Origin of the sequence: Streptomyces sp. NPDC101234 (genome assembly GCF_044767525.1) — a bacterium.
Classification (GTDB): domain Bacteria; phylum Actinomycetota; class Actinomycetes; order Streptomycetales; family Streptomycetaceae; genus Streptomyces; species Streptomyces sasae.
In genome coordinates, this window is the sequence record NZ_JBIWOA010000023.1 from 125,930 (window position 1) to 152,530 (window position 26,601).

25 protein-coding genes and 1 pseudogene are annotated in these 26,601 nt (G+C 70.8%); 15 read left to right on the forward strand and 11 right to left on the reverse strand.

Annotation, left to right across the window (positions count from 1 at the left end; all coding sequences use genetic code 11):
- Positions 1-6 precede the first annotated feature (6 nt).
- The 7 genes from ACIRR9_RS35275 to ACIRR9_RS35305 are packed head-to-tail and all read right to left on the reverse strand — an operon-like array spanning position 7 to position 8,143.
- Positions 7-1,683 (reverse strand): thiolase C-terminal domain-containing protein, encoded by a 1,677-nt coding sequence (locus ACIRR9_RS35275; RefSeq protein ID WP_403760457.1) that lies wholly within the window; start codon positions 1,681-1,683, stop codon positions 7-9.
- Positions 1,680-3,050 (reverse strand): cytochrome P450, encoded by a 1,371-nt coding sequence (locus tag ACIRR9_RS35280; protein ID WP_403760460.1) that lies wholly within the window; start codon positions 3,048-3,050, stop codon positions 1,680-1,682. Before ACIRR9_RS35280 ends, ACIRR9_RS35275 begins: the two co-directional genes overlap by 4 nt.
- A 44-nt stretch (positions 3,051-3,094) precedes the next feature.
- Positions 3,095-3,286 (reverse strand): ferredoxin, encoded by a 192-nt coding sequence (locus ACIRR9_RS35285; protein ID WP_384566562.1) that lies wholly within the window; start codon positions 3,284-3,286, stop codon positions 3,095-3,097.
- 17 nt (positions 3,287-3,303) lie between these two features.
- Positions 3,304-4,689 carry an ABC transporter substrate-binding protein gene (locus tag ACIRR9_RS35290; RefSeq protein WP_403760463.1) on the reverse strand — a complete coding sequence of 462 codons (1,386 nt, stop codon included), beginning with the start codon at positions 4,687-4,689 and terminating at the stop codon, positions 3,304-3,306.
- A 57-nt stretch (positions 4,690-4,746) separates the two neighbouring features.
- The gene (locus ACIRR9_RS35295) at positions 4,747-5,952 is read right to left on the reverse strand and encodes a CaiB/BaiF CoA transferase family protein (RefSeq protein ID WP_403760466.1); all 1,206 of its coding nucleotides are present in this window, start codon (positions 5,950-5,952) and stop codon (positions 4,747-4,749) included.
- Positions 5,949-7,415, reverse strand: a complete 1,467-nt coding sequence (locus ACIRR9_RS35300) for an aldehyde dehydrogenase family protein (protein ID WP_403760468.1) — start codon at positions 7,413-7,415, stop codon at positions 5,949-5,951. Before ACIRR9_RS35300 ends, ACIRR9_RS35295 begins: the two co-directional genes overlap by 4 nt.
- Positions 7,412-8,143, reverse strand: a complete 732-nt coding sequence (locus tag ACIRR9_RS35305; RefSeq protein ID WP_403760471.1) for an SDR family oxidoreductase — start codon at positions 8,141-8,143, stop codon at positions 7,412-7,414. Before ACIRR9_RS35305 ends, ACIRR9_RS35300 begins: the two co-directional genes overlap by 4 nt.
- Before the next feature lie 144 nt (positions 8,144-8,287).
- Between ACIRR9_RS35305 and ACIRR9_RS35310 the strand changes: the two genes are divergently transcribed.
- Genes ACIRR9_RS35310 through ACIRR9_RS35325 form a run of 4 tightly spaced genes read left to right on the forward strand, consistent with a single transcriptional unit; the run spans position 8,288 to position 11,413 of the window.
- Complete coding sequence (locus ACIRR9_RS35310; protein ID WP_403760474.1) at positions 8,288-9,094, forward strand: TauD/TfdA dioxygenase family protein; 807 nt, start codon at positions 8,288-8,290, stop codon at positions 9,092-9,094.
- Entirely contained in the window at positions 9,091-9,837 is a 747-nt protein-coding gene (locus ACIRR9_RS35315) for an SDR family oxidoreductase (protein WP_403760477.1), read from the forward strand. The genes ACIRR9_RS35310 and ACIRR9_RS35315 overlap by 4 nt, the downstream gene beginning before the upstream one ends.
- Positions 9,834-10,361 (forward strand): carboxymuconolactone decarboxylase family protein, encoded by a 528-nt coding sequence (locus tag ACIRR9_RS35320; protein ID WP_403760480.1) that lies wholly within the window; start codon positions 9,834-9,836, stop codon positions 10,359-10,361. The genes ACIRR9_RS35315 and ACIRR9_RS35320 overlap by 4 nt, the downstream gene beginning before the upstream one ends.
- Entirely contained in the window at positions 10,358-11,413 is a 1,056-nt protein-coding gene (locus ACIRR9_RS35325) for a dihydrodipicolinate reductase (RefSeq protein ID WP_403760483.1), read from the forward strand. Before ACIRR9_RS35320 ends, ACIRR9_RS35325 begins: the two co-directional genes overlap by 4 nt.
- 36 nt (positions 11,414-11,449) lie before the next feature.
- On the opposite strand, the gene ACIRR9_RS35330 is transcribed toward ACIRR9_RS35325, so the two are convergent.
- The 3 genes from ACIRR9_RS35330 to ACIRR9_RS35340 are packed head-to-tail and all read right to left on the reverse strand — an operon-like array spanning position 11,450 to position 14,271.
- Positions 11,450-12,241 carry an enoyl-CoA hydratase gene (locus ACIRR9_RS35330; protein ID WP_403760485.1) on the reverse strand — a complete coding sequence of 264 codons (792 nt, stop codon included), beginning with the start codon at positions 12,239-12,241 and terminating at the stop codon, positions 11,450-11,452.
- A 12-nt stretch (positions 12,242-12,253) separates the two neighbouring features.
- Positions 12,254-13,420, reverse strand: coding sequence for an acyl-CoA dehydrogenase family protein (locus ACIRR9_RS35335; protein WP_403760488.1), 1,167 nt, complete (start codon positions 13,418-13,420; stop codon positions 12,254-12,256).
- A complete protein-coding gene (locus ACIRR9_RS35340) occupies positions 13,417-14,271 on the reverse strand; it encodes an acyl-CoA dehydrogenase family protein (protein ID WP_403760491.1) in 855 nt (284 codons plus the stop codon). The genes ACIRR9_RS35335 and ACIRR9_RS35340 overlap by 4 nt, the downstream gene beginning before the upstream one ends.
- 167 nt (positions 14,272-14,438) lie before the next feature.
- Here ACIRR9_RS35340 and ACIRR9_RS35345 point away from each other — a divergent pair, with 167 nt between their 5' ends.
- From ACIRR9_RS35345 to ACIRR9_RS35355, 3 genes are all read left to right on the forward strand, one after another.
- Positions 14,439-15,329, forward strand: coding sequence for a TetR/AcrR family transcriptional regulator (locus tag ACIRR9_RS35345; protein WP_403760494.1), 891 nt, complete (start codon positions 14,439-14,441; stop codon positions 15,327-15,329).
- Between the two features lie 417 nt (positions 15,330-15,746).
- Positions 15,747-16,910, forward strand: coding sequence for an acyl-CoA dehydrogenase family protein (locus ACIRR9_RS35350; protein WP_403760497.1), 1,164 nt, complete (start codon positions 15,747-15,749; stop codon positions 16,908-16,910).
- 9 nt (positions 16,911-16,919) lie between these two features.
- A complete protein-coding gene (locus tag ACIRR9_RS35355) occupies positions 16,920-17,687 on the forward strand; it encodes an SDR family NAD(P)-dependent oxidoreductase (RefSeq protein WP_403760500.1) in 768 nt (255 codons plus the stop codon).
- A 60-nt stretch (positions 17,688-17,747) separates the two neighbouring features.
- On the opposite strand, the pseudogene ACIRR9_RS35360 reads toward ACIRR9_RS35355, so the two are convergent.
- Positions 17,748-18,937, reverse strand: a pseudogene (locus ACIRR9_RS35360) (RNA-guided endonuclease InsQ/TnpB family protein).
- A gap of 77 nt (positions 18,938-19,014) precedes the next feature.
- Here ACIRR9_RS35360 and ACIRR9_RS35365 point away from each other — a divergent pair.
- The 8 genes from ACIRR9_RS35365 to ACIRR9_RS35400 all read left to right on the forward strand — a co-directional run bounded on the left by ACIRR9_RS35365 (position 19,015) and on the right by ACIRR9_RS35400 (position 26,601).
- Positions 19,015-19,191, forward strand: coding sequence for an Arc family DNA-binding protein (locus ACIRR9_RS35365; RefSeq protein WP_403760503.1), 177 nt, complete (start codon positions 19,015-19,017; stop codon positions 19,189-19,191).
- A gap of 4 nt (positions 19,192-19,195) precedes the next feature.
- On the forward strand, positions 19,196-19,963 hold the full coding sequence (locus ACIRR9_RS35370) for a FadR/GntR family transcriptional regulator (protein WP_403760506.1): 768 nt from the start codon (positions 19,196-19,198) through the stop codon (positions 19,961-19,963).
- Between the two features lie 144 nt (positions 19,964-20,107).
- Positions 20,108-20,908, forward strand: coding sequence for an enoyl-CoA hydratase/isomerase family protein (locus tag ACIRR9_RS35375; RefSeq protein WP_403760509.1), 801 nt, complete (start codon positions 20,108-20,110; stop codon positions 20,906-20,908).
- Between the two features lie 2 nt (positions 20,909-20,910).
- A complete protein-coding gene (locus ACIRR9_RS35380) occupies positions 20,911-21,876 on the forward strand; it encodes an acyl-CoA dehydrogenase family protein (RefSeq protein WP_403760512.1) in 966 nt (321 codons plus the stop codon).
- Entirely contained in the window at positions 21,873-23,021 is a 1,149-nt protein-coding gene (locus ACIRR9_RS35385) for an acyl-CoA dehydrogenase family protein (RefSeq protein ID WP_403760514.1), read from the forward strand. Before ACIRR9_RS35380 ends, ACIRR9_RS35385 begins: the two co-directional genes overlap by 4 nt.
- A gap of 13 nt (positions 23,022-23,034) precedes the next feature.
- On the forward strand, positions 23,035-24,618 hold the full coding sequence (locus ACIRR9_RS35390) for a FadD3 family acyl-CoA ligase (RefSeq protein ID WP_403760517.1): 1,584 nt from the start codon (positions 23,035-23,037) through the stop codon (positions 24,616-24,618).
- Between the two features lies 1 nt (position 24,619).
- The gene (locus tag ACIRR9_RS35395; protein WP_403760520.1) at positions 24,620-25,804 is read left to right on the forward strand and encodes a CaiB/BaiF CoA transferase family protein; all 1,185 of its coding nucleotides are present in this window, start codon (positions 24,620-24,622) and stop codon (positions 25,802-25,804) included.
- On the forward strand, positions 25,801-26,601 hold the full coding sequence (locus ACIRR9_RS35400; RefSeq protein ID WP_403760522.1) for an enoyl-CoA hydratase/isomerase family protein: 801 nt from the start codon (positions 25,801-25,803) through the stop codon (positions 26,599-26,601). Before ACIRR9_RS35395 ends, ACIRR9_RS35400 begins: the two co-directional genes overlap by 4 nt.

Consider the following 26,601-nt stretch of genomic DNA (forward strand, 5'->3'; position numbering starts at 1 on the left):
TGGATGTCATCCGTCCGTCCTGAGCAGGAGTACGCCGCCGGGAGTGAGCCCGCCGCTGGAGACCACCGCGGTGCACGCACCGGCAACCTGGCGGTCGCCGGCCTCGCCGCGGAGCTGGAGCACCGCCTCGTGCAGCAGGCCCATACCGTGGGTGCGGCCGTGCGAGAGCTGGCCGCCGTGCGGGTTGAGGGGCAGTACCCCGTCGCGGGCGATGTTCTTGCCGCCGTCCAGGAAGTCGCGGGCCTCGCCGATGCCGCAGAAGCCGAGGGCCTCGATCCAGGACAGGCAGTTGAAGGTGAATCCGTCGTAGAGCAGCGCCACGTCCACGTCGGCGGGGCGGAGGTCGGTGCGGGTCCACAGATGGGCGGCCTGGCCGAGGACTTGAGGTTCGTGGGTGAGGGTGGACTGGTCCCACTCCGGGCGTTCGAGGATCTGGGTGCCGACGGCCTCGAAGCGGACCGGGGGCCCGGGAAGGTCGGGGGCCGTCTCGACGGCGGAGACCACGACGGCCGTGGCGGCGTCGCAGGGGACGTCGCAGTCGTACAGGCCGAAGGGGGTGGTGACGGTGCGGGCGGAGAGGTAGTCGTCCATCGTGAGCGGGTCGCGGTAGATGGCGTCGGGGTGACGGGCGGCGTTCGCGCGCTGGTTGAGGGCGATCCAGCCGAGGGTCTCGCGGGTGGTGCCGTAGCGGTGCATGTGCCGCTGCGCGTTCATCGCCAGCATCATCGCCGGGGAGACCGCACCGAAGGGCTTGAACCAGCCCTCGGGGCCCGCGGGTTGAGCAGCCCGGATCCTGCCCTGCTTCAGCAGTTCGGCGTACGTCGACTCCCACACCGTGCGGAAGCACAGCACATGCCGGGCCAGGCCGCCCGCCACCGCGAGCATCGCGGCGATCAGCGAGCCGCCGGGGCCGAAGGTCTCCCCCGCGCCGTTGTGCCAGACGGGGTGGATGCCGAGCGCCGACTCCAGCGCGGTGACCCCGCCCTCGGCGAAGCCGCCGTACGCGCCGCCGCCCGGGTAGGTGGAGAGGCCGTCGATGTCGTCGAAGGCGAGTCCGGCGTCGGCGACGGCCTTCTCGCAGGCCTCCACGGTGAGTTCGAGGGGCGGGACCATGAGGCGGCGGCCGATCCGGGAGGCTCCGGCGCCGCTGATGACCGCGCGCTCCTCGAACTTACGGGAGACGGGTGCCGTACGGACGTGTTCCCGCATGCGTTCCGGAGCGGGTTCGTCGGCGGGCAGCGGTGCGGGCGGGGGCTGCTCGGCGCACGGCCGGAACAGCGGCAGCCAGACGTCGTGGGTCTGCTCGAACACCGCCTCCATGCGCATGCCGAGCCGCAGTTCCTCCGGCGCGCAGTCCACGAGGTTGGTGGTCAGCCGGACCCGTGGGTCCTCCTCGATCGCCACCTGGGCGACGACGAACGGGGTGGGCAGGCCCGGGAAGGGGAAGCGGTGGTTGACCGTGAAGCCGATGAGGGTGGCGAAGCCCGACACCTCGCGGGGGTCGCCGGTGCGGCCCCGGCAGTACCGGCAGACGGGCTGCGGCGGGTGGATCAGGGACGAGCAGGAGCCGCAGGAGCGGAAGCGGAGCCGTCCGTCGCGGCCGGACGTCCAGAAGAACTCGGTCTCCGGGGGCGTCACGGGCCGGGGGCGGACGGCTCCGGGCCTCTCGTCGGACGTGCTCAACGGAGCTTCGCCTCCGCCTTGCGTACCGTCACCGGTTCCGCCAACCCCTGCTCTTCGCAGGCCCGTTGAAGAGTCTCCAGGGTCTCCGCGAGGCCGGGACCGAGCCGCCGGCCCGGGGTGAAGGTGGCCGGGAGCCGGCGCATGCCCTGGATGACGCCGATGGTCTCGTAGTGGACCGTGCCCTCGGGATCGCAGACGAAGTCCGGTACGCGGTCGAGGACATGGAGCAGCATCCGCTTGAAGACCGCACGGGCCACGTTCGATCCGATGCAGCGGTGGATACCCAGGCCGAAGGCGGTGTGCCGGTTGCCGCCGCGGGCGAGGTCGACGCGGTCCGGGTCGGCGAAGACCGCCGGGTCACGGTTGGCCATCGCCCAGGACAGCCACAGCCGGTCGCCCTCCTTGAACTGCTTGCCGGAGATCTCGCAGTCCTCGGCGACCGTACGGCCGTCCCCGGGCGCCGGGGTGAAGTAGCGCAGGAACTCCTCGGTGGCCGTGTCGAAGAGGGTGTCGCGCTCACGGCTGAGGCGCTCGCGTTCGTCCGGGTGCTCGGAGAGCCACTCCAGGGCGTGCGCGGTCAGCGCGGTCGTGGTGTCGAAGCCGCCTCCGATGAGCAGCGCGAGGGCACCGACCAGGTCATCCTCGGCCGGTGCCTTGCCGTCGATCTCCAGCCGGGCGAGGGCGTCGGCGAGGCCGGGGCGCGGGGCCGTACGGACCTCCTGGAGGGTGGCGGCGATGTCCTTGATCATCGCCATGTGGGCCTGAATCACCCGGGCCATCTCAGGGGAGGTGGGCGGGGTGTAGACGCCGGCGTGGGCGGGTTCGTTGTACAGCTCCCACTTCTTGAGCGGGATGCCCATCATGGCGAGGGTGAAGACGGCGGGGACGATGTTGGCGAGGTCGTCGACGAAGTCGATACGGCCGCTCTCGATCCGCTCGTCCAGACAGGCTCGGGTCACCTCGTCGATGAAGGGGATCCAGCGCTTGATCGCCGCCGGGGAGAGATAGGGGTTGAGAGCGTTGCGGTAGGCACGCTGCTCGGGCGGGTCCATCTCCAGGAAGCCGCCGCGGATGCCCCTGCCGCGGGCCGGGGCGGGGATGTTGATGCCGTGGTAGCCGCGGCGCTCACCGTGCACGTCGTGGTCGTTGGAGAGCTTCTCGCCGGCCCGGGCGAAGGCGAGCAGTTCGCGGTTGCCGGCGGCCACCCAGTGGCCGCCGTAGGTGTCGGACCAGGCCAGCGGGCAGCCGGAGTGGAATTCCTGGGTCTGTTCCTCGAAGTGGTGCCGGTACTCGGGGGCGTGCCGGTCGAAGTGGACCCGGGGCTGTTTGCGGGCCTCGTCGCCCGGGTCGTCCGGTGCGGTCGTCATGGGGTGGCTTCCTCTCCGTCCGCCGGATGCGGGTCAGAACAGGCTCAGAACACGCTGATGGCGCGTTCGGGGCAGGAGCGGACGGCCTCGATCACCGCGCCCTCCTGGTCGGCGGGGACGTCCTCGGTGACCGGTGAGGAATGCCCGTCGATCTCGCTCAGTTCGAAGACCTTCGGCGCCCGCATGGCGCACAAGGTGTGGCCCTGGCAGCGCTCGGGGTCGACGCGTACCTTCACGTGTCCCGCCTCCGGTTTCATTTCAGGTCGGCCATGGACTTGCCGACGCTCGCGAGGGTGGCCGGTGTGCCGTAGTCGGCCTTGTACTTGTATGCGGGGGCGTCACAGCGGTAGGCGCCCTGGTCCGGCTGGAAGTCGGCCGCCTGCCAGCCCTTGGCGGTCGCCTCGACGATGGAGTAGCACTTGGGCGGCTCCTTCGAGGTGAGGTCGAACGGGGCCTGCAGACCGCCCGCCGTCCAGTCGGTGTTCTTCACCGCGTTGTCGTACACGCAGGTGCGGGTGAGGGTGGCGCAGTCGCGGGCCGCCGTGGCGAACAGCAGCCAGGCGGAGAAGGCGCGCAGGGCCGGGTAGGTGACCTGCTTGTCCGGCGCGTACTTCTTGTAGAGGTCGATGACCTGCCGGGTGGCCGGGTTGGCGGCGGCGCTCTCCAGCGGTGCGGTGGCGAACAGTTCGGCGTAGTTGTGCTGCTTGGCCAGGGCGGTACCGGCGAGTTGGAGGAAGGCCGGGCCGTAGGCGTTGCTGTTGGCGTCGATCCAGTCAGGGGTGTACCCGATGTTGGTGAGGGCCTGTTCGAGTTTGGCCAGGGACGCGAAGTCGCCGAGGAAGACCAGGCCCTTGACGCCCTTGTTCTTGATCGACTGGGCGTACGGCGTCCAGTCGGAGACCCCGGCCGCGGGGTAGAGGTCGTTGTACGAGACGGTGCCGCCGAGGCCGGCCACCGCCTCCTTGAACTGGGCGACCATCACCTTGGTGACCGGTGCGTCGCCGGCGATGATGCCGACCTTCTTCGCCGAGTCCGGGTACTTGTTCTTGAGCAGCCAGGTGTAGTAGCCGGCGTACTGGAAGTACCCGGCGACCGGCTGGGAGGCCATCACCTGGAGGTCGGAGCCGATGGCACCGATCTGGCTCGACTGGCCGGGGAAGTTGGGCAGCAGGCACTTGAGTCGGTCCTGCACTCCGAGGCTGTCCAGCGCGGAGCCGCCGCCGACCAGCGCGAAGTCGGACTTGCAGGCCTCCAGGACCGCTTGGCGGACCTGGGTGAGCTTGCTGTCCCGGGTGACGGCGACGAGCTTGCGGCCGTTGATGCCGCCCGCGTCGTTGCACCAGGAGGTGAACACCTTTGCGGCGTCCGGGAACTCGGAGTTCTTGGTGAAGCCGATGTCGGACATCACGCCGACCTGGATCTTGTCGGCGGTGACGCCCTGGGCGGTGGACGACTTGGCGGTGCCGGGACCGCAGACGTTCTTGAGCGTGCCGAAGTCGGCGCTCGACGCGGCCGATCCGCTCGCGGTGGGGCTCGCGTTGTGTGCGGCGTCGGAGCCGGTGTCGTCGCCGGAGCGCGTGGAACAGCCGGCGAGCAGCACCGCGGTCACGGTGACCGCGCCGATCAGCAGCCTGCGCATGGTGCCTCCTCGAAGGGCTCGGACGCCGTCGTCCGAGGGAGGTGCGGGAGTGCGGGGTCAGGTGACCGCGCCGCTCGCCTTCAGGGCGAGGATGCGGTCCCAGTCGTAGCCGAGCTCGGCGAGGATCTCCTCGGTCTGCGCGGCGAACTCCGGTGCGGGGCCGAGGCGGGTGTCCTCGACGTCGAACTGGACGGGGCTGGCGACGAGTTCGAGGTCACCGGCCTGTCCGAGGTAGCCGTTGGCACGGGCCTGGGTGTCGGCGGCGGCCTGGAGGGTGTCCTGGACGGGGGCCCAGGGACCGTCGAGGGCGGCGAACCGCTCGGACCATTCGGCGAGGGTGCGGCCCGCGATGATCTCCCGGAGGATCTTCACCGCCTCCTCGGTGTGCTCGGCGATGGACTCGCCGGTCGCGAACCGGGGGTCCGCGGCGAGGTCGGGTCGGCCCAGGCAGTGGCAGACGCCCGGCCAGAACTTGCCCGGCTGGAGCATGACGAACGAGATGTAGCGGTCGTCGGCCGTCCGGTAGAGGCCGGAGAGCGGGTTGCGGGGCGAGCCGTGGGCGCTGGGCCGAACGCCCTCCCAGGCCCGGTCCAGGTGCAGGGAGAGGCCGATGGCGTGGCCCATCGCCCACAGTCCGCTGCCGAACAGGGAGACGTCGACCACCGCCGCCTCGCCGGTGCGTTCGCGGCGCAGCAGGGCGGCCGCGATACCGCCGGCCAGGTTGGTGCCGGAGATGGTGTCGCCGTAGGCGGGTCCGGGCGGGCTGATCAGGCCCTCGGTGCCAGGTGGGGTGATGCTGGCGGCGGTGCCGGCGCGGGCCCAGAAGGCGGTCATGTCGTAGCCGCCCTTGTCCGCCTCGGGGCCGCGCGGTCCGAGAGCGCTGCCCCGGGCGTACACGACACGGGGGTTGACGGCGCGGATGTCGTCGACGTCGATGCCGAGGCGGGCCCGGGAGCCGGGCATGAAGCTGGTGAGGAACACATCGGCGTCCTTGGCCAGTTCGTACAGCACCTCGCGGCCCTCGGGCCGGGCGATGTCGAGGCCGATGGACCGCTTGCCGCGGTTGGCATGGGCGACGTTGGGGTTGGGGTCGCCCTCGACCCTGAAGGTGCCGGTCTGGCGCAGTCCGCGCTGCGGGTCGCCGTTCACGGCGTGCTCGACCTTGACGACGTCCGCGCCCCAGTCGGCGAGCACGGCCCCGGCCGAGGGCACGAAGCCGTACATCGCGACTTCGAGGACCCGGATGCCCTCCAGTGGCCTCATGCCTGCTCCAGGGGTACGACGACCCGGGCGAAGGACTTCTCCTCCAGGAACTCCTCGAATCCGGCACGCCCGCTCTCGCGGCCCACGCCGGACTGCTTGTAGCCGCCGAAGGGCACGTCCGCGCCGAAGTAGTTGCCGCCGTTGATGGAGAAGGTGCCGGTGCGGATGCGCCGGGCGAGGCGGATGGCGCGCTGCTCGTCGGCGCTGTGCACGGCGCCGGACAGGCCGTAGCGGGAGTTGTTGGCGATCCGGACCGCGTCCTCCTCGTCGTCGAAGGGGATCACGGCGAGGACCGGGCCGAAGACCTCCTCCTGGGCGATCTCGCTGTCCGGGTCGACGTTCGCGAGGAGGGTGGGTTCATAGAAGTAGCCCGGCTCGATCCGGTTGCCGCCCCGGACGAGGGTCGCGCCCGCCGCCACGGCCCGTCGCACCATGCCGTCGACCTTGTCGCGCTGCTGCTCGCTGATCAGCGGGCCCATGGTGGTCTTGGGGTCGGTGGGGTCGCCGACGGTGACGCGTGCCATGCCGGCCGCCACCAACTCCACGATCCGGTCGTGGTGTTCGCGCGGTACGAGCAGCCGGGAGGTGAGGGCGCAGCCCTGGCCGGAGTGGGAGCAGATGGTGAACGCGGCGAACATGCCGGCCTTCACGAAGTCCGCGTCCTCCAGGACGATCATCGCCGACTTGCCGCCGAGTTCGAGGAAGACCCGCTTCACCGTGTCCGCGGCCGCGGCCATGATCTTGCGGCCGGTCGTGGTGGCGCCGGTGAAGGTGACCACGTCGACGTCGGGGTGGGTGGTGAGCAGTTCGCCGACCCCGGCGCGTGCCGAGCTGAGCACGTTGATCACGCCGGGGGGTATGTCGGTGTGCTCGGCGATGAGTTCACCGAGCGCGAGGGTGGTGAGCGGGGTCTGCGGGGCGCCCTTGAGCACGACGGTGCAGCCAGCTGCGAGGGCGGGGGCGATCTTGGCGAGGGCCAGCTGGTTGGGGTAGTTGTACGGCAGGATCGCGGCGACGACGCCGGCCGCCTCCTTCTCCACCCAGCGCTGGTGGCGCTGGCCGCGCGACTCGATCTCGCCGAGGTCCTCGGTGAACTCGTAGGTCTCCAGCAGGTCGGCGTAGAAGTTCACGATGCCGATGGGCTCGTCGAGTTGTGGTCCGTGGGTGAGCTGGCGGGGGGCGCCGACCTCGGCGATGGTCAGTTCGCGCAGTTCCTCGCGGTGCTCGTCGAGGGCCTGATGGAGCTGGCGCAGGCAGCGCACCCGCAGGTCCCGGTCGGTGGACCAGCCGGTGGTGTCGAAGGCGCGGCGGGCGGCGGCGACGGCGGCCTCGGCGTTGGCGGTGGTGCCGTCGGGGGCGTGGCCGAGGAGCTCACCGGTGGCGGGGTTGTAGCTGGGGAACGTGGTGTCGGCGGTGAGGAGTTTGCCGTCGATCAGCTGGGACGCGCCTGCGGGCGCGCTCACAGCCGCACCAGCGATCCGCCGTCCACGGCGAGCACCTGGCCGGTGACCCAGGACGCGTCGTCGGAGAGCAGGAACAGCAGCGCGCCCGCCTGGTCCGCGGGGGTCCCCATACGTTTGAGGGGGAAGGACTGCACCATGGCCTTGCGGTATTCCTCCGGGATGATGTCGCGGGCCGCCTCGGTGTCCGTCGGTCCGGGTGCGATGGCGTTGACGCGGATGCCGCGCGGGCCGAGTTCGGCGGCCAGCGAGATGGTGAGGTGGTTGATGCCGGCCTTGGCGAGTCCGTAGAAGCCGGTGGCCTGCCAGGCGGCGGTGGAGGACTGGTTGACGATCGCCGCGCCCTCCTTCAGGTGGGGCAGCACGGCGCGGGTGACGTGCAGCGCGCCGAGCAGGTTCACCTTGAGGAACCGGTCCAGGTAGTCGTAGTCCACGGTGACGACGCCCTCGCGGCGCATCCCGTGGAAGATCGCCGCGTTGTTGACGAGGTGGTCGATCCTGCCGTACTCGCCCATCACGGTGGCGGCGAGCCGCTCTGCGGAGGACGGGTCGGCGACGTCGACCCCGACGAAGAGCGCGTCGCCGATGTCCATGGCGACGCGCTTGCCCTGCTCCTCGTTGAGCTCCGCCACCACGACCCGCGCACCCTCGGCGGCCAGTGCCCGGGCATATCCCTCACCGATGCCCTGGCCGGCCCCGGTGACGACCACCACCTTGTTCTGCAACCGCATCCCAGCCTCCTTGCTCGGTTGGGCTGGAAACTACATTCTCATTTTTGGCGAATCAAGGTCTCGGACACGAGAATATGACGCTCTTCCACTTCCGGCCTCAACCCCTTGGAGAATAAGGTTCTCACAAACGAAAGGGGAGTTTCCATGATCGACTCGAAGGCCGTACGCCCGTCGCTCGGCGTGGAGTTCACGGGCGTCACGGACCCGCTCGACGACACCTTCGTCCATCGCTGCGTCGAGGCGCTCAAGTGGCGCGGGGTGCTCGTCGTACGCGGGCTGTACCTGAACGACGAGCAGCAACTGGCGTTCAGCCGCAGGCTCGGCGAGGTGGTCGCGCTGCGCGACCAGGAGATCTTCCCCATCTCGATCAATCCGGCGAAGAGCGCGAGCGCCAAGTACCTCAAGGGCGCCTTCTTCTGGCACCTCGACGGCACCAGCGACGACGTCCCTGTCAAGGCGACCACACTCACCGCCCGGCATGTGGCCACGGTCGGCGGCGGCACGGACTTCGCCAGTACCTACGCCGCGTACGAGAACCTGCCGGTCAAGGACCGTGAACGCTACGAGAGTCTGCGGGTGGTGCACACCTTCGAGGCGGCGCAGCGGCTGGTGACCCCGGACCCCACCCCGGAAGAACTGGCCGGCTGGCGCACCCAGCCCGCCCACGAGATGTCCCTGGTGTGGCGGCGCAGGGACGGCCGCCGCTCCCTCGTCGCCGGTGCCACCGCCGACCACGTCGTCGGGATGGACCCCGAGGAGAGCCGCGCCCTCCTGGACGACCTGCTCGACTGGACCACCCAGGAACGGTTCCGCTACACCCACGACTGGGAGGTCGGCGACCTGGTCGTCTGGGACAACACCGGGATCCTGCACCGGGCGTTGCCGTACGACGAGAGCTCCGAGCGGCTGCTGCACCGGACCACCGTCGTCGGTGACGAGGCCTTCGCATGACCGGGACGGCCGTCCAGGCCAGAACTGCGGCCGTCCAGGCCAGGACTGCGGTCGTCACCGGCGGCGCCTCCGGCATCGGTCTGGCCGTCGCCCGCCGGCTCGCCGCCGACGGGCTGAAGGTCGCCGTACTGGACCTCGCCCCCGCCCCGGAGGCCTACGCGCTCACCGTCGACGTCGCCGACCGGGCCCAGGTCGACAAGGCGATGGACGCGGTGCGCGAGCGCCTCGGCCCCGTCTCGGTGCTGGTCAACGCGGCCGGCAAGGACGGTTTCACCCGCTTCGGCGACATGGCCTTCGCCGACTGGCAGCGCGTCGTCGACATCAATCTCAACGGTGTCTTCCACTGCGTGCAGTCGGCGCTGCCGGACATGTGGGAGGCCCGCTGGGGCCGGATCGTGAACATCTCCTCCTCCAGCACCCACTCCGGCCAGCCCTTCATGGCCCACTACGTCGCCGCCAAGTCCGCGGTGAACGGCCTGACCAAGTCCCTCGCGCTGGAGCTGGGTCCGCGGGGCATCACCGTCAATGCGATCCCGCCGGGCTTCGTCGACACCCCGATGCTCCGCAGCGCCGAACGCGAGCAGCGCCTGGGCGGCACCATCGAGGAGCACATCGCGCGCACCCCCGTACGCCGGGTGGGCCGGCCCGAGGACATCGCCGCGACCTGCTCCTTCCTGGTGAGCGAGGAGGCCGGTTACATCACCGGCCAGATCATCGGCGTGAACGGAGGCCGCAACACGTGACGAGGCTGTCGCCGATACCGTACGAGGAATGGGACGCCGAGGTCCTGCGGCCGCTGACGGGCGGTCGCACCATCCCGCCGTCCAACGCGCTCGGTCTGCTGCTCAACCATCCGCGGCTGGCCAAGGCGTTCCTGACCTTCAGCACCCAACTGGTCTACCGAGGCACACTGCCGGACCGGATGCGGGAGCTGACGGTCCTACGGGTCGCCTGGCGCAACCGCTGCCGGTACGAGTGGGCGCACCACGTCCTGATGGCCCGGGAGGCCGGTGTCACGGACGAGGAGCTGGAAGAGGTACGCCGGGGCGCGGACACCCTGGTGAACCGGGCGGTGGACGAGCTCGACACCACCTCCTCACTCTCCGACGAGGTGTACGCGGAACTGGCCGAGGAACTGGACGCGCGGCAGTTGATGGAGTTCGTTTTCACCGTCGGCGCGTACCGCCTCCAGGCCATGGCGTACAACACCTTCGGTGTCGAGCCCGATGCGGGCATGGACGAGGGCGGGATGGACGGAGAAGGGTGAACACGCAGCCTCCCCCGCACCCGCCCCTGCGGGTCGTCCAGTGGGCCACCGGAAACATCGGTACGCGCTCGCTCCGTGCCGTTCTCGACCACCCTCGCATGACGCTGGCCGGTGTCCGTGTCACCGGTCCGGACAAGGCCGGACGCGACGCCGGCGAACTGTGCGGGACCGGCCCGACGGGTGTCGTCACCACCACCGACCCCGACGAGATCCTCCGGCTGCGCGCCGACTGCGTGCTGTACATGCCCCGGACGACCAGCCATGACGAACTGTGCGCCCTGCTGGCGTCCGGCGCGAACGTGGTGACCACGGCGGGCGGTTTCCACCACCCGGCGAGCGTGGATCCCGCCCTCAGGGCGAAGGTCGAGGAGGCCTGCGGGCGGGGCGGCACATCGCTGTACGCCACGGGCAGCAGTCCGGGCTTCATCACCGAGGCGGTGCCGCTCGTCCTGGCCTCCGTGCAGCGGCGGCTGGAGAAGCTGACCATCCACGAGTACGCCGACCTGTCCCGGCGGAACTCACCGGGTCTGCTGTTCGACGTGATGGGCTTCGGCGGAACACCGGACGGTGCGTTCGACGAAGGCCGACTGGCCCACGTCAGGTCGGGCTTCGGGCCGTCCCTGCGGCTGGTCGCCGACGCCCTGGGCCTGCCCCTGGATTCCGTCGAGGCCCGCGGCCGACTCGGCACCGCCGCGCGCACGACCGGCATCGCCGCCGGAGTGCTGCGTGCCGGGACGGTGGCCGCCCAGCGGATCACCCTGTCCGGTCGCCGTGCCGGCCGTACGCTGCTGGAGTTCGACGCGACCTGGTACTGCACCACGGACCTGGACGTGGACTGGGACCTGCGCCCCACCGGCTGGCATCTGACGGTCGACGGAGACACGCCCCTCGACATCGACATGCGGTTTCCGGTGCCCCTGGAGCGGCTGGCCGCCGTGTCACCCGGCTACACCGCGCACCGGGCGGTGAACGCCGTCCCCGCGGTCTGCGCGGCCGCCCCCGGCATCCGTACGACCGTGGACCTCCCCCTGTTCACCGCGGACCTCGGCTGACGCCCGGTGCGGGAGGGGACCGCGGTCCCCTCCCGTTCAGCCCTGCTTGAGACGGTTCTTCATCTCGTCCAGCCGGGTCAGGATCGGATAGCCGTCCACGCTCAGGGCGTTGCCGTGCCCGGTCTGGTGGATGTCGAAGACGGACTGGAGGGCGGCGTAGAAACCCTGCACGTCGAGGGTCTGGTTGACAGCGCGCTTTGCCTGACGGAGGCCGAAGGGCGGCATCTGCGCGATCCGCCGCGCCAACTCGTTGGTGGCAGTACCGAGTTCGTCCAGCGGGACGATCCTGTTGACCATGCCGACCTGTTCGGCCTCCAGGGCGGTCAGAGGCCGGCCGGTGAAGAGGATCTCCTTGGCCTTACGGGGCCCCAACTCCCAGGTGTGGCCGTGGTACTCGACCCCGCCGATGCCCATGTGGACCACCGGGTCCGAGAACTCGGCGTTCTCGGCGGCCACGATCAGGTCGCACGGCCAGCAGAGCATGAGCCCGGCGGCGATGCACTTGCCCTGGACGGCCGCGATGGTGGGCTTCGGGATGTTGCGCCATTTCAGCGAGTATTCGAGGTACCGGCGGGTCTCGGCGTCGTAGATCCACTCCAGGGTGATCTCGCCGGGGCCGGGCCAGCGGTCCTTGAGGTCGTGGCCGGCGGAGAAGTGCCGTCCGTTCGCCCTGAGCACGACCACCCGCACCGACTCGTCCCGGGCCGCACGGGTCCAGGCGGCGTCGAGGTCGTCGAGGAGGGCCATGGTCTGGGCGTTGGCGGCCTCGGGGCGGTTGAGGGTGATCGTCCCGATGCCGTCCTCGGCGTCGTACAGGATCTGGTCCATGGCGGGTGTCCTCTATCGCGGCAGGCCGAGGATGCGCTCGGCGACGATGTTGCGCTGGATCTCGCTGGTGCCGCCCGCGATGGTGCCGGCGAAGCTGCGCGCGTACCGCTCGAACCAGCTGGAGATGAACGCCTCGTTGTTCATGTGGTGGTACGGCCCGGTCCGCGCGGGGTGCGGCAGGCCGTCGGCGCCGTGGGCCTCCAGAGCGTGCAGCGAAGCGGACTGGACGGCCTCGGAGCCGAGCAGCTTGAGCACGGAGAGCTCGGCGGGGTCGCGGTCCGGGCCGAGTTGCCGGTAGCCGAGCAGCCGCAGCGCCTGGAGGTCCATGAGGAGGGTGGCGTACCACTCCTGGCCGGCGCCGACGTCGGCGGCGTCCTGCACCAGGTCCTCCAGGCGTTCGGCGAACGACAGCCACAGCAGGGTGCGTTCGTGTCCCAGGGAGCCGTTGGCCACCCGCCAGCCCTCGTTCAGCGGCCCGACGAGGTTCTCGCGCGGCACCCGGACGTCCGTGAGGAACACCTCGTTGAAGTCGAGGTCGTCCTCGGCGGCGATCGAACCGAAGGGGCGCCGTACGACGCCCTCGGTGGCCGTGGGGATCAGCAGGGCGCTGATGCCCTGGTGCCTGGGCGCGTCGGGGTCCGTGCGCACGAAGGCGAGCAGGACGTCGGCGTCGTGTGCGCCGGAGGTCCAGATCTTCTGACCGTTGACCGTGAAGGTGTCGCTGCCGTCGCTGTCGAGCACGGCCCGGGTGCGCAGGGAGGCCAGGTCGGAGCCGGCCTCGGGCTCGCTCATGCCGAGGGCCGCGGTGATCTCGGCACGCAGGATCGGCACGGCCCAGCGGCGCTTCTGCTCCTCGGTGCCGAAAGTGATCAGGGAAGCCGCGATGATGCCGAGGCCCTGCGGGTTGAAGCTGTGGTAGATCCGGCGGCGGGCCAACTCCTCCAGATGCACCAGTTGTTGCGGCAAGGTGGCACCGCGGCCGCCGTACTCCGGTGGCTGGCCGGGCAGCAGCCAGCCCGCGTCGAACAGGGTGCGCTGCCAGCGGCGGGCCCAGTCGGGGAGGTGGGCGCTGGAGCGGGAGCGGTCCCGCGCCTCGGCCTCAGCGGGGAGTTCGGCGTCCAGGAAGTCGGCGAACTCAGCGCGGAAGGCGGCCACTTCGGGATCGTCGGCGAGTCTCATGACGCCAGCAGTGCCTTCCTGTGCGCGGACGCGGTGCCGAGGAGCAGGTCGCAGGCCTGGGCCCGCTTCAGGTGGTACTGGAGCTCGTTCTCCCAGGTGAAGCCCATGGCCCCGAAGAGTTGCAGCCCGTGCCGGAAGACCAGGCGCTGACACTCTCCGGCCGCGGCCTTGGCCATGTGGGCGGCCCGGGTGCGCCGGGGGTCGTCCTCGGCGATGGTCAAGGCGGAGAAGTGGGTGAGGGCACGCGCGCGTTCGATCGCCACGTGCATGTCGGCGGCCTTGTGCTTGACGGCCTGGAAGGAGCCGAGCGGGCGGCCGAACTGCACGCGCTGTCTCACATGGTCCAGGGCCAGATCGAGGATCCGGCGGCAGGCGCCGACCGCGGTGGCGGCAAGGCCGGTCAACGCCAGGTCGGGCACGCCCTCGGCAAGGGCACCGGCCTCGACCTCTGCCAGGTGCAGGGTGGGGTCGAGCACGGGGACCCGGCGCGCCGCCAGTTCCGCACCCGGTACGACCACCACCCCGTCCGGGGTGAGCAGCGCGACCTCGTCGGCGCGGTCGGCGTCCAGGACGTACCGACCGGCGCCGTCGAAGACCGCCGTGCCGCTGCCCGCGGGGAGCCGGCCGGTCAGCGGGGCGAACCAGGTGGCCGTGGCCAGGAACGGGGTCGGGTCGGCGACATATCCCAGCTCCTCCAGGATGAGGACGAGTTCCAGCGGTGGTGCCTCCAGCCAGCCGAGCCCCCGATAGGTGCTCCACTGCCGTTCCCCGGGCCGGCCGCGGACCTTGGCGACCGTCTCGCGCACCGTGCGCCGCAGCAGCAGCTGATCCTCGTCGAGTTCGAACTCCACGCCCGCCTCCGCCCTGTCCGTACCGGTGGCCGCACGCCGGGCGCGAGCCCGGGTCGGGCGAGAATACCATTCTCTCTATATGAAAGTAATGCTCTTGTTTCCTACGGAGTGCGATTCGGTAGGGGGAGTACCCCTCCTTTTCACATGCGTGGAGTACCGTTCTACGCATGAGTGCCGTCCCCGCAGAACCGGTCGAGACCCCCGAGCCCGCCTGGCGGCAGCGCGCCGTCGAGCGCTCCACCCGGGCCGCGAAGCTGCGCGCCGAGCAGCGCGTCCAGCGGTTCCTCGACGCCGCCCAGGAGCTGATCGCCGACAAGGGCACCACCGACTTCACCGTGCAGGAGGTCGTGGAGCGCTCCCGGCAGTCGTTGCGCAGCTTCTACCAGCACTTCGACGGCAAGCACGAGCTGCTGCTCGCCCTCTTCGAGGACGCGCTCTCCACATCCGCCGCGCAGATCCGGGAGAAGGCCGCCGCGGGACAGGACCCACTGGAGCGCCTGAAGATCGCGGTCGACCTGCTGTACGACTCCTCCACCCCCCGCGAGGGCCAGCAGTCCCCGCTCTTCACGGACTTCGCGATCCAGCTGCTGGTCACCCACCCGGACCAGGTGGCCTCCGCCCACCTGCCGCTGCTCGCCTATTTCACGGAGCTGGTGGAGGAGGCGGTCGAGGCCGGGCAGGCCGTGACCGCGAAGCCCCGGCGCACCGCGTCCCTGATCATGCAGACGGCGATGTTCACGGCCCAGGCACCCGCGGCACCGGTCGGGGCACACCCCTCCCCCATCACCGCCGAGGAGGTGTGGGCGTTCTGCCTGGGCGGACTCAGGGGGCCCGGCACCGCGCAGAGCCCGGCCACGACGGCGCCGTCAGCGGATGCGCCCGCGACGACACGTAAGGCCTCCGCGGCGACACCCAGGACAACCCCGGCGAAGAAGACCACGACCACGCCGCAGAAGCGGGCAGCCGCCGCGAAGAAGGCCGCTCCTGCGAAGAGGGCCGCCACGAAGGCCTCCACCTCGAAGGCCGCCACTTCGAAGGCCACCCGCCCCCAGGCGTGACACGGCGGAACCAGGGCCTCCGCGGGTTCGTCCGCGGAGGCCCTTCGCCGTAACGCGGGCCCCTGCCACGCCTCGGGCCGCCGCCCCGCAGACCCTGCCAGCCCTCGGCCGGACCAGGGCCTCCGCGGGTTCGTCCGCGGAGGCCTCTCGCCGTACCCGGGCCCCCACCACCCCGCAGGCCCCGGCGCCTCTCGGGCCGTGACCTTCCGCCGCCTGGACCGGTCCGCGACCCCTGCCATCCCGATCCACGCCTCATCTCCTTCCGTCGACCCTCGCACCCCTCCCCTCACCCGCTGAACCTCTCCGTCAATTCCCCCTGCAGAGCCCGAGCTTGAAGCCTCGGCCCCCTTGACGGACGCTTTCGGTCTGACCTTTGATATGTTTCGCCATCAGCCGCCGGCAGAGGGGTTCCCCGCCGTGGACTTCGAGCTGACCGAGGACCAGGAGACGATCCGCAAGGCCGTGACCGGTCTTCTGCGCGACTTCGACGACCGTTACTGGATGGAGAAGGACCGCGACCATGCCTTCCCCGAGGAGTTCTACGACGCCGTCGCGGGCGGCGGCTGGCTGGGCCTCACGATCCCGGAGGCGTACGGCGGCCACGGCCTCGGCATCACCGAGGCCACCCTGCTGCTCGAACAGGTCGCCCGCTGCGGCGGGATGAACGCGGCCAGCGCCATCCATATGTCGATCTTCGGCATGCACCCCGTGGTCGTGCACGGCTCCGAGGAGCTCAAGCGGCGCACGCTGCCCCGGATCGCGGACGGCGATCTGCACGTCTGTTTCGGCGTGACCGAACCGGGCGCCGGTCTGGACACCGCGAGCATCACGACGTACGCCCGCCGGGACGGCGACCACTATGTCGTCAACGGCCGCAAGGTGTGGATCTCCAAGGCGATGGAGTCCGAGAAGATCCTGCTCCTCACGCGGACCTCGAAGGCCGACGAGGTCGGGAAGCGCACGGACGGTATGACGCTGTTCCTCACCGACCTCGACCGCGACCGGGTCGACATCCGCCCGATCCCGAAGATGGGCCGCAACGCCGTCACATCGAACGAGCTGTTCATCGACGAGCTGCGCATCCCCGTCGAGGACCGGGTCGGCGAAGAGGGCCACGGCTTCCGCTACCTCCTCGACGGCCTGAACCCCGAACGCATGCTGATCGCCGCCGAGGCGCTCGGCATCGGCCGGGTGGCCCTGGAACAGGCGGTGCGGTACGGCAGGGAGCGGGAGGTCTTCGGCAGGCCGATCGGCATGAACCAGGGAATCCAGTTCCCGCTCGCCGACTCCCTCGCCCGGCTCGACGCGGCCGAGCTGGTGCTGCGCAAGGCGACCTGGCTCTACGACCACGGCCGGTCCTGCGGACGGGAGGCGAACACCGCCAAGTACCTGTGCGCGGACGCCGGATTCACCGCCGCCGACCGGGCGCTGCAGACGCACGGCGGCATGGGCTACTCCGAGGAGTACCCGGTCGCCCGCTACTTCCGCGAGGCGCGGCTGATGCGGATCGCGCCCGTCAGCCAGGAGATGGTCCTGAACTATCTGGGCTCGCACACGCTGGGACTGCCCAGGAGCTACTGAGGAGCTGGGATGACCGACCGTACGGATCTGTTCGACCTCACAGGGCGCTCGGCGCTGGTGACCGGCGCCGCGGGCGGTATCGGCTCGGCGGTCGCCGAGGCGCTCGCCCGGGCCGGGGCGGCGGTGCTCGTGACCGACGTCGACGAGACGGCCGCGGCGGCCGTCGCCGGGAAGATCTCCGCCGCCGGACTGACCGCGGACAGTGCCGCGCTCGACGTGACCGACCGGGCGAGCGCCGACGCGGCGGTGTCCCGGGCGGCCGCGCTCGCCGACGGCACCCTGCACATCCTCGTCAACAACGCCGGGATCACCGCGCCGGCCATGTTCGCGAACCTGGAGGAGGACGCCTTCCGGCGGCTCCTCGACATCCATGTCCTGGGCAGCTTCCACTGTGCGCAGGCCGCGTTGCCCCACCTCCCGGACGACGGACGCGGCCGCATCATCAACGTCACCTCGTCCGCCGGGATCGTCGGCACGCTCGGGCAGGTCAACTACTCCGCGGCCAAGGCCGGCATCATCGGCCTGACCAAGTCGCTCGCCCGCGAACTGGCCCGCAGGCGCATCCTGGTGAACGCCCTCGCCCCACTGGCCGCGACCCCGATGACGGAAACCATCCGGACGAACGAGAAGTTCGCCACTCAGATGCTGGCCCGGATCCCGCTGGGCCGCTGGGCGGAGCCGGAGGAGGTCGCGGGAGCGTTCGTCTTCCTCGCCTCCGACGCGGCCTCCTTCATCACCGGTCAGGTACTGCCGGTCGACGGGGGCATGGTGATTTGACTGCTCCCCTCCCTGGAGGCAAGAGGTGCCTGCCTTCAGAGCTGAGCGGGGATTCCTGGCTCAGGCTGCCTCCGGGAGCAGCGCTCCCGGAGGTCTTACGCCCTCGGCACCAGCCGGGTTCAGACCTGCCCGGACGAGCATCACGCGGGCGGAGTTCCTGTCTCTGGGGGAGACGGCTCCGCACGCGGTGCAGGCGCAGGTGCGCTCGGACAGCGGCAGTGCGTGCTCGGTTCTCGCTCCGCACGATGCGCAGTCCATGGTGGTGTACGCGATGGGGGTACCTCCCATGCCTTTCGGGCTATGGGGAGCACGAGGCGGATGTCCCGTCCGTGCTTGCGGCCCATCTCGATCAGGGCGTTCTTCGTGGCGCCGATCGCGACGTCGGCCGCTTTGCGTGCCATCGATGATTTGGCGAGGAACTTCGGCTTGAAGTCCTCGACGGCGATGACGTCGTGGTCGGTCACGACCTTCTTGGCCCACCTACGGCCGGTATCCTGCCGCTGCCGGGCGATCTTCGCGCAGGTCTTCGCCCGCCACTTCTTCGCCTCGCGGTAGCCCTTCGAGGCGGCCTGTCCCTTCTTCGGTTTACGGCGGGCCATCATCCGGTCGTACCGGGTGAGCCTGGCCTGGGCCTTACGGCCGTGCTGAGGGTGCGGGAGGTCGTAGGCGTCGGAAGTGGTGGTCGCGGTCTCCTTCACGCCCCAGTCCACACCGAGCACCCGTCCGGTCCGGGGCAGCAGCTGCACCTCGGCGGGGACCACGAACGAGCAGTACCAGTGCCCGACGCTGTCCTGGTACACGCGTACCGAGGAGGGCTGGGCGGGCAGGTCCCGCGACCACACCACCGTCAGTACGATCCCGCCCGCCAGGTGCAGGCAGCCGCCCTTGAGCCGGAACCCGCGCTTGGTGTGGTTCAGGGTCGGCAAGGTGTCGCGCTTCTTCTTCCACTTCGGCATCCCGGCCCGCTGCCGCTGCGGCAGGCGTTCCCGGATGTCCTTCTGCGCCTTGGCGCGGGACCTGCCGAAGTCCCGGATCAGCTGCTGGGGAACCGAGCTGCCTTGGCACAGCCACGGCGTGTGCTTTCGCGCCCCGGTCAGCATCTTGTCGAGCTGCGCAGGGCCACAGGTCCGCTTCTCCTCCGTGGCCTGGTTGCGCAGCTGGGTTGCCTTGGACTTGGCGACGCATTCGTTCCAGATCCACCGGCACCGGTCCCATTCCGCCAGCAGCGCCGTACGAGCGGTCGACGACACGCGAAGCCGGTACGTGTACCGAGCGTGCCCGGCCTCGCCAGCTCATCTTGATGTCGTCATGACGCCACTGTGGCATCATGATCCGCTTCTCGCTCCGGATCCCGGCAGATCTACACGAACGGGTGACCGCCCAAGCTACCGCGGACCGGCGATCTCTCAATTCCGAGATCCTCCACCCGCGAATCCCGGTGACAGCCTCGGACGCCCCTGTGTTGAATGGTTCAGCCGAAACGGACGTCCGACGAGAGGCCTGAACCCGTGCCCAGCGCCGAGCCCTCCCCCCGCATCCCCCGTTTCGGCACGCTGACCGTGCCGAAGGCGTCGGACGTGCTGGCGGCGGAGGTCCGCGAGCGGATCCTGTCCGGGGAGATCGGCGAGGGCACGGCACTGCCCCCGGAGCGTCAGCTGGTCGAGCAGACCGGGCTGAGCCGGGCCACCGTGCGCGAGGCGCTGCGGATCCTGGAGGTCGAGCGGCTGGTGGACATCCGGCCGGGGCGCGGCGGCGGGGCTTTCGTGCACCGGCCGGGGCGCGAATCCCTGGCGAACACCGTGCAGTTGGTGATCCGCGGCCAGCAGATCCGGCTGGAGGCGCTGCACGAGACCCGGGAGGCGATCGAGCCCACCTGCGCCGCGCTGGCCGCGCGCCGGCGCACCGACCGGGACCTCACCGAACTGGACTCCGCGAACGCGGAGTTGAAGGAGGCCGGGGACGACGCCCAGCGGTTCCTGCGGGCGAACGTGCGCTGGCACAGCGCGGTGGCACGGGCGGGCGAGAACGAGCTGCTCATCGGGTTCATGAGCGCGCTCTCGCAGTCGATCCACGCGGCCACGAACCTGGAGCAGTTCACGGGGGCTGACATCCGCGAGGTCACCGCGCGGGCACACGCCCGGGTCACCGACGCGATCCGGGCCGGCGACGAGGCGGCGGCCATGCGCCGGATGTCCCGGCACGTGTGCGGGTTCGCACGCGCGGCGGCCGAGGTCGACGTGCGCGAACGCGTGGAGCTGACCGACACCGAAGGCTGACCCCGATCGCCGAAGACCGACCGGCCTCGAAGGCGGACGGCCACCGCTCAGAGCAGAGCACGACCGCGCCTCACGAGAATCACATTCTCATTTTCGCGCAACACCATTGACAGTTACGGCCTGACCTTTAATAACATCGCTGCCATGAGCGAGGTGAGTCCCGTGCTGACCGTGGCCGCCGACGGCGACGTCCGTATCGTCACCCTGAACCGTCCGGAACGTCTCAACGGCGTGTCCGAGGAACTTCACCGCAGGCTGTCCGAGGTGTGGCGCGAGCTGGCGGACGACACCAAGGCCCGGGCCGTGGTCCTCACGGGTGCGGGCAGGGCGTTCAGCGCGGGCGGCGACTTCGACCATCTGCGCCGCCACCATGACGACCCGGAGCTGCGCGAGCGGTCGATCCGGCTCGACCGGACCATCCAGACGGAGATGATCCGTTTCCCGCTGCCCGTCATCGCGGCCGTCAACGGCCCTGCGGTGGGCCTGGGTTGCTCCCTGGCCCTCGGCTGCGACCTGGTCCTGATGGCCGAGGACGCCTATCTCGCCGACCCGCATGTCTCGGTCGGTCTGGTGGCGGGTGACGGCGGGGTGACCCTGTGGCCGCTGCTGACGAGCCTGCTCCGGGTGAAGGAGTACCTGTTCACCGGGGACCGTATCCCGGCGGCCACCGCGGTCGGGCTCGGCCTCGCCAACCGGGTCGTACCCGGCGCCGACCTGATGCCCGAGGCGCTCGCGCTGGCACACCGGCTCGCCGCGCAGCCCGCGGAGGCGCTGCGTGCGACGAAGGCTGCGCTGGCCACCGTGGTCGAGCAGGTCTCGCGCGGCGGCATGGAGGCGGCACTCCTCGCGGAGCGGTCCACGATGACCAGCCCGGACCACATCCGCATCGTCGACGACCTCGCCACCCGCGCTCGCCGCCGCCCGACCGCACCCGAGGAGGACTGAGCGTGCAGCCCGAGGAGTTCACGCTCGTCCGCGACCTGGTCCGCACGTTCGCGACCCACCACGCCGTCGACTCGGCCGACGCCATCGGGCCCAAGTCCCGTGCCGCGGCGCAGGAGGCGCTCAACGGACTGGGCCTCGCCGAGCTCCGCCGTACCACCCCGCCCGCCGCCACCGTCCAGGAGTGCGCCCTGCTCGCCGAGGAGCACGGCCGCCTGCCGCTGACCACCTCGCTGCTCGGTACGACCCTGCTGGCTCCGGAGCTGCTACGGCTGCTCGGCACGGGCGAGCACGGCACACGGTTCACGATCGCCCTCGCCCCCGACCTGCGTCTCCCCGGACCACGAGCGGCAGAACTGCGCGCCTGGGACTGCGACGGAGCGGACGCGGCTCTGTACGTCGACACCGAAGGCACCGTGACCCGAGCCGAGCCGGGTTCTCCGGCCCCGACCGCCGACCTGCTGCGCAGCGTTCGAAAGGCCTCCGCTGTGGGCAAGCCTCTCGGCCGGCTCGCGTCTGAGGACCGACAGCGGTGGCAGGCGTACGCGCTGGTGCTCGTCGCGAGTGAACTCGTCGGCGCTACAGGGTCGTTCGTCGAGCGGAGCGTGGAATACGCCCGCGAGCGGAGTCAGTACGGCCGCCGGATCGGCTCCTTCCAAGCCGTCCAGCATCTGCTCGCCGACGCGACCGTCCTGGTCGAGGCCTGCACCAGCGCCACCCGGTACGCCGCCTGGTGTCTCGACCACGAGCCGCCGGAGCAGGCGCTCGCGGCGGCCCGTGTGGCCAAGGCGGAGGTGAACACCTCGGCGGTGGAGGCGGTGTACGCCGGGATGCAGGTGTTCGGAGGCATCGCCCAGACCTGGGAGCACATCGCCCACCTGTATCTGCGCAAGGTCCTGGTGGGCGCCACGACGCTGGCCACCACGGCCGATCTGCTGCCCGCCCTCGCCGCACCGGAGGCGACGCGATGACCGACGGCCCCCTCGACTTCGGCGACCCGGCGGACCTGGAGCGGCTGCGGCAGGGCTTCCGCACCTGGCTGGCCCGGCACCCGCTGCCCCAGCGGCGGCCGGACGAGCCGGTCCCCACGTTCCTGCACCGCTGGCACCGGATCCTGCACTCCGGCGGCTGGGTCGGCCTCGATGTGCCGGAGGAGTACGGCGGCCGTGGTCTGACACCGCTCCACCAGGTCGCCGTCAGCGACGAGTTGGGGGTATACGGCGCCCCCGGGGTGCCCCGGATCGGCTATCTCGCCCATGCCCTCCTGCGGTTCGGCTCCGAGGAACAGCGCCGTCGGCTGCTGCCGCGGATGCTCCGCGGCGACGACGTCTGGTGCCAGGGCTTCAGCGAGCCGGGCGCCGGATCGGACCTGGCCGGCATGAGCACCTACGCGCAGCCACAGTCCGACGGCGGGTATCTCGTCAACGGGCAGAAACTGTGGACGAGTTACGCCCAGTACTCCGACCTCTGCCTCCTCCTGGCCCGCACCGACCGCGGCGCTCCCGCGCACACCTCGATCTCGGCGTTCGTGCTGCCCCTGGACCGGCCCGGCGTGACCGTACGCCCGCTGCGCGCGGCCAACGGTGACGAGGAGTTCTGCGAACTGTTCCTCGACGACGTCCGTCTGGAGGAGCCCGAGCGGGTCGGCGCCGAGGGCGACGGCTGGCCGTTGGCGATGACGACGGTGTCGTACGAACGCAATGCCCTCGACACCGGGCACCTGTCCAAGTACGGGCTACTCGTCAACCGCCTGCGCCGCACCGCGCACGAGCGGGGCAGGAGCCTGCCGGACGGCCTCCTCGCGCGGATCGGCCGGTGCGTCGTCGACTACCAGGTCCTCGTCGCGCACGCCCGGCGCCGTACCGCGCAGCGGCTCGCCGGTCAGGTCGCCGGACCGGAATCCTCCGTCGACAAGCTGCTGATGACCCGCGCCGAGCAACGGCTCTACGAGACAGCCCTGTTGGTGTTCCCGGACGAACTCCACACGGAGGGCGGCGAGATCTTCGCCGACTACCTCTACTCCCGGGCCGCGTCCGTCTACGGCGGGACGTCCCAGATCCAGCGCAACATCATCGCCAAGCGGCTGCTGCGCCTGCCGGCCGACGACCGCGCCTGAACGGAGTCCGTCGATGCGACACGACCAGGAGTTCCTCAGCATCCCGAACGTGATCAGGATCGCCGCACGACGGTTCGGCGACGCCCCGGCCCTCGTCGACGACGCGGTGCGTCTGACCTTCCGGGAGCTGGAGGAGCGGATGGTCCAGGCGGTGCGTGCGGCGCTCGCGCTCGGCATCGGCCCCGGGGACCGGGTGGGCCTGTGCGCTCCGAACTGCGCGGAGTGGATCGTCGCGGCCCTCGGTATCCAGGGGGCCGGAGGTGTGGTCGTCCCTCTGAACACCCGTTTCAAGGCCCAGGAGATCTCCTACATCCTGCGCAAGTCGGGTGCCAGGGCCCTCTTCGCGGCCTCCTCCTTCCTCGGCACCGACTACATCGGCGCGTTGCGGCGGGCCGATCCCGACCTGCCCGCCCTGGCCACCGCCGTATCGCTCCTCGGGCCACCGGGGGAAGCCGCCCTGGGCTGGCAGGACTTCCTCGACGCGGGAGCGGGGACCGCGCCCTCGGCCGCACACGCGTCGATCGACCGGATCACCCCGGACGACCTGTCCGACGTGATGTTCACCTCCGGCACCACCGGCCACCCCAAGGGCGTGACGCTCACCCACGGGCAGTCCCTGCGGGCGTACGGCTGGATGTCCACGGAGTACACCTTCGACGCCGCCGACACGTTCCTGGTCATCCCGCCGTTCTTCCACTGCTTCGGCTACAAGGCGGGCTGGCTCGCCTCCCTGATGCACGGCGTGACGGTGATCCCGATGGCCGTCTTCGACGCGGGACGGGCCCTGCGCATCATTGCCGAGGAACGGGTCAGCATCCTCCTCGGCCCGCCCACCATCTTCCACGACCTCCTCAACCACCCCGACCGGTCGTCGTACGACCTGTCGTCACTGCGGGTGTCCATGACGGGCGGCACCACGGTCCCCGAGGCCCTGATCCACGCCATGAAGAAGGAGCTGACCTTCGACGTCGTGCTGAGCGCCTACGGGCTGACCGAGTCGAGCGCGCTGGTGACCAGCACCCGGGTCGGTGACGCGGAGGAGACGGTGGCCCGCACCACCGGCCGGCCCATACCGGGCGTCGAGGTCCGCATCACCGACGACACCGGACAGGACGTCGGGCCGGGCGGGGACGGGGAGATCCTGGTGCGCGGTTACAACATCACCCGCGGCTACTGGGAGGACCCGGGGGCCACCGCCGCCACGATCGACCCCGACGGCTGGCTGCACACCGGCGACATCGGCCGCCTCGACCCGGACGGCAACCTGGCGGTGGTCGACCGCAAGAAGGAGATGTTCATCGTCGGGGGTTTCAACGCCTACCCCGCCGAGATCGAGAAGCTGCTGCTCGGCTGCGAGGCCATCGCGCAGGTCGCGGTGATCGGTCTCCCCGACGAACGGCTCGGCGAGGTCGGCTGCGCGTTCGTCGTACGCCGGCCGGGAGCCGAGGCCACGGACGAAGACGTCATCGCCTGGGCCAGGGAGCACATGGCCAACTTCAAGGTCCCCCGTCGGGTCCGCTTCGTGGACGCACTCCCGCGCAACGCGAGCCAGAAGGTCCTCAAACACGAGCTGCGCACCCTTCTCGGAGAGCACTGAGATGGGCGGACCGCTGGCCGGCGTCACCGTCGTGACGCTGGAACAGGCCGTCTCGGCTCCCATGTGCACCCGTACGCTCGGCGACTTCGGCGCCCGTGTCATCAAGGTGGAGAACCCCCGGGGCGGTGACTTCGCCCGTCACTACGACGACGTGGTCGGCGGACTGGCGGCGCACTTCGTGTGGGCCAACCGCGGCAAGGAGTCGGTCGCACTCGACCTGAAGTCGGAAACCGGCCTGGTCGTCCTGCACCGGCTGCTGGAGCGCGCCGACGTGCTCGTCTCCAACCTCTCCCCCGGCACCACGGCCAAGCTCGGGCTGTCCTCCGCCGACCTGGAGGTACGGCACCCCGCGCTGATCGCCGTCGAGATCGACGGGTACGGCCCCGGCGGCCCGCTCTCCCACAAGCGCGCCTACGACATGCTGGTCCAGGCGGAGTCGGGAGCCTGCTCGGTGACCGGTCTGCCCGGCGCCCCGGCGAAACCGGGCCCGCCCGTGGCGGACGTGTGCAGCGGACTGTACGCGGCGCTCTCGATACTGGCGCTTCTGTACGGCAGGGGCCGGGGCGGTCCGGCACCGTCGGTCGCGGTCAGCATGTTCGACACCATGGCCGAGCTGATGGGGTATCCGCTGACGTACACCCTGCATTCCGGGATCGAACAGCAACCGCTCGGCATGAGCTCGCCCGCCGTCGCGCCGTACGGCGCCTACCCGACCGCCGACCGGCAGACCGTCGTCCTGGGCACCACCAACGAAGCCGAATGGCAGCGCCTGGCGAGGGAGTTGATCGGCCGCCCGGACCTGGCGGACGACGAGCGGTTCCGCACGAACGCCGGCCGGGTCGAGCACCGTACGCAATTGGACGCCGCGATCGCTGCCTGGTGCGCACGGCACGATCTGGCGTACGTCCAGGACCGCGCGGACGCCGCCGGGATCGGCAACGCCCGCTACAACACGCCTAAGGACGTCCTCGCCCACGAGCAACTGGCCGCCCGCGACCGCTGGCGGGAGATCCGGACACCGTCGGGTCCGGTCCCCGCGCTGCTGCCGCCACCCGTCATCGCCGGGTACGACCCGCCGATGGGCGCCGTGCCCGCGCTGGGCGAGCACACGGACGCCGTACTGACCGAACTGGGCTTCAGTGACCAGGACATCGACGCGCTGCGCGCGCAGGGAGCGGTGCGGTGAGCGTGCTGCTGACGAGCGACGCCGGTGGGGTGCGCACGCTGACCCTCAACCGGCCCCACCGCAGGAACGCCATCGACGCCGAACTGTGGGAGGCGCTGGCTTCGGCGCTGAGGGAAGCCGGCGACGACAGCACCGTACGGGCGCTCGTCCTCACCGGAGCGGGCGGCGCGTTCTGTTCCGGTGCCGACATCTCCCGGCCGATCGTCGACCGGCATCCGCTGCACCGGATGCGGACACTCACCGAAGTCACCCTGCTGCTGCACGAGTTGCCCTTTCCCACCGTCGCCAAGGTGACGGGGGTGGCGGTCGGCGCGGGCTGGAACCTGGCGCTCGGCTGCGACCTGGTGGTGGCCACGCCCGGGGCTCGTTTCTCGCAGATCTTCGCGCGGCGCGGCCTGTCGCTCGACTGCGGCGGCTCGTGGCTGCTGCCGAGGCTCGTCGGACTCCAGCAGGCCAAGCGGCTGGCCCTGTTGGCGGAGACGGTCGACGCCGAGGAGGCGCGGGCGCTGAACCTGGTGACCTGGGTCGTGGCTGCCGACCGGGTGGACGCCTTCGTCGACGACCTGACGGTGCGTCTCGCGTCCGGCGCGCCCGTTGCGCTCGCCCAGATCAAGGCGCTGCTCGACGAGGGCGCCGACCGCACCCTGCGGGACGCGTTGGCGGACGAGGCGCGGGCGCAGGCGGTCAACTTCGCCACCGCGGATGTCTGGGAGGCGTACACCGCGTTCGCCGACAAGCGCGAACCGAAGTTCACCGGCCGCTGGGCGGTGCCGAGACGAACGGAGAACGACACATGA